Raw genomic sequence first — 2,621 nt, forward strand, 5'->3', positions numbered from 1 at the left:
CGAGCAGGCTCGCTCCCACATTGGGATTCGGCCGGACTTGTCAGGCAATCTGCGCCTTAGAAGCCAAATCATCAAAGGTAAACTCATCCAGCGCATCTTCCTGCTCATCCAGCACCTGGCGCGGATGATCATTGCCCGGAATGCTGCTGTCGATCAGGCTCAACAACCGCGAGCCGCGTGGTGTCAGCACAAAATTCTCGCCGTTGCCGCCCTCCTCCTCCGGCCGGGGCTCGATATACCCACGCTCCAACAGCAGCTTTTCGTACTCCCCGGCAACCGCTTTCAGATGATCGAGGTTCTCGATCTCCTCGCCCTGTGCCGCTTTTTCCGCCGCGTGCTGCTCTGCATAAGGCCGAGGGGTGAAACTGTGGCCGGCGCCGTTCTGCACTTCGTGGAGCAACCGTTCGATCAAGTCCCAGTTATAAGTCGTCATCCTGGTCCATCCTCTAAAGCTTAAGAGAGAGATGCCTACCTAACGTGTGACCGAAGCGGTTCAGCGCCGTTCAGCCGGGTTTTCGACCGCCCTTATCCACAAGCCGACCAACGGTTTGTCGAATCCGCCGTCAGCCAAACGACTAACCGTTGCAATCGTCGGTAAATCCATCCCTGAGGAGAAGCCCCATGAACATCGAGCACCATCAGGTCGTCTCGCGTGAAGAATGGCTCGCCGCCCGCCGCGAACACCTGGCCCACGAAAAAGCCTTCACCCGTGAACGAGACAAACTCAGCGCCGAACGCCGCGCCCTGCCCTGGGTAAAAATAGAAAAACCCTACCGCTTCCAAGGCTCCCACGGCGAACTGAGCCTCGCCGACCTGTTCGGCGGCCGCAGCCAACTGATCATCTACCACTTCATGTTCGGCCCCGGCTGGACCGAAGGCTGCCAAGGCTGCTCGTTCCTGTCCGACCACATCGACGGTGCCAACCAACACCTGGCCCACCACGACGTCGCCGTGGTGGCCGTCTCCCGCGCCCCCTTCAGCGAATTCCAACCCTTCAAGCGCCGCATGGGCTGGGCCTTCGACTGGGTCTCGTCGCAAGACTGCGACTTCAACTATGACTTCGGCGTCAGCCTCAAAACCGAAGACAGCGCCGCCGGAAAAGCCACCTACAACTACGAAAAAACCGACACCACCGAAGGCGAACTCCCAGGCCTCAGCGTCTTCTATCGCAACGAAGCCGGCGACATCTTCCACACCTACTCGACTTACGCCCGCGGCCTCGACATCCTGGTCGGCACCTACAACTACCTCGACCTCACGCCCAAGGGCCGCAATGAAGACGAGATCATGGATTGGGTGCGGCATCATGATAAGTATGAAGAGGCCAGGCCCAAGGGCTGCTGCCACAGCTGATGCGCCAAGCAGCCCAGTCGAGCGACGTGGCGAGGGAGCTTGCTCCCGCTCGACTGCGCAGCGGTCGCCAGTTTTGCCTTAACCACAGCGCTACGCGAGAGGATTGATCGAATCGGAAGACCTGCGGGCGCCGCTAACAGAATCGATGAAAACGGGCGACTTCTCAGTCGCCCGCTTCATAGCATTGATTTGCTCATCGCCGATGGCCCTGCTGGGCCTGCATGTATTGGCGAAGAAGCTGATTGATGCGTGTCTGATAGCCCGCGCCCTGCCCCTTGAACCACTCGACCACATCGGCATCAAGGCGAATAGTCACCGCCTGCTTTACCGGCACACGCAGCTCGGCGCGACGGAAGAAATCCTCATCCAATTCGGGGATATCGCTGGTATCGATGTCCGCATCATCTAACTTGGCCAAGCGCTCCCAGTCAGTTTTCGATGTTTTCGGCATAACGTATGGCCTCCTGCTTAGTGGCTTTTCGGGCGGAGATGATGCGGATCACATCGTCCCGCCGTTCGGTATACACGACCACGCCAATCAACGCTTTGATCAATCCGATAGTGATCCAACGCTCTTCCCCGTAAGCCATTCGGTCATCGTGGAAGACCAGCATCGGATGCTGGAAAATGCCCGGCACGTCGTTGAAGTCGATGCCGTGCTTAAGAATGTTGGCCCGGTTCTTGGCTTCGTCCCATTCAAATAGCATGGGACCTTCTGTACTTACTTACGTACATACACACTACTCTCCTCTGCAGAAATACACAGCCCCGGTAGCTCGATGAGATGACCATCGGATCGCTAGCGACATTGGAAACAGCTCAGAAGGCGCAACCGTATTCGACACATGACGCCTCTTTCTCGAAGATTACTGTCGTAACCGTCCATCTGAAATCAGACGCATCCTGTAAAAAAGTGCGAAAGGTCCTGCGCAGAGGTGGAAACCTCCTGCAAAACGGACAGACAAGATGGCAAACAGGTCGTAGTAAGAAACGGGGACTGACTCCGCATCGCGATGAATACGAAGGAGAAAAGCCCGCGGTTGCTGATGCGACTAAGCACAATCCTCAAGTCGATCACCGCTCCCGTGGCGAGGGAGCTTGCTCCCGCTCGACTGCGCAGCAGTCGCTTGCTTTAAGCCGACAAATGCTAGGTCAAACGTCCTACATGAAGCTCGGAAAGCGGTGTCTTGTGGCATTGGAACAAGCCAGCCTATAGTCCCTCGTCGCCCAAAAAGGCGATTCGGGTTTGGCGACTCGATTACAGAGAA

At 57.2% G+C, this 2,621-nt stretch carries 4 protein-coding genes; 1 reads left to right on the forward strand and 3 read right to left on the reverse strand.

Annotation, left to right across the window (positions count from 1 at the left end; genetic code table 11):
* Window positions 1–40 precede the first annotated feature (40 nt).
* Complete coding sequence (locus tag OC610_RS25250; protein ID WP_030141150.1) at window positions 41–433, reverse strand: hypothetical protein; 393 nt, start codon at window positions 431–433, stop codon at window positions 41–43.
* Window positions 434–621: 188 nt separating this feature from the next.
* Between OC610_RS25250 and OC610_RS25255 the strand changes: the two genes are divergently transcribed.
* Entirely contained in the window at window positions 622–1,353 is a 732-nt protein-coding gene (locus OC610_RS25255; RefSeq protein WP_264431749.1) for a DUF899 domain-containing protein, read from the forward strand.
* A 193-nt stretch (window positions 1,354–1,546) separates the two neighbouring features.
* On the opposite strand, the gene OC610_RS25260 is transcribed toward OC610_RS25255, so the two are convergent.
* Together OC610_RS25260 and OC610_RS25265 are read right to left on the reverse strand one after the other, a co-directional pair.
* The gene (locus tag OC610_RS25260; RefSeq protein ID WP_264431751.1) at window positions 1,547–1,804 is read right to left on the reverse strand and encodes a BrnA antitoxin family protein; all 258 of its coding nucleotides are present in this window, start codon (window positions 1,802–1,804) and stop codon (window positions 1,547–1,549) included.
* Window positions 1,782–2,060, reverse strand: a complete 279-nt coding sequence (locus OC610_RS25265) for a BrnT family toxin (protein ID WP_264431753.1) — start codon at window positions 2,058–2,060, stop codon at window positions 1,782–1,784. Before OC610_RS25265 ends, OC610_RS25260 begins: the two co-directional genes overlap by 23 nt.
* Window positions 2,061–2,621 lie beyond the last annotated feature (561 nt).

The organism is Pseudomonas agronomica, from assembly GCF_025917275.1.
GTDB lineage: Bacteria > Pseudomonadota > Gammaproteobacteria > Pseudomonadales > Pseudomonadaceae > Aquipseudomonas > Aquipseudomonas agronomica.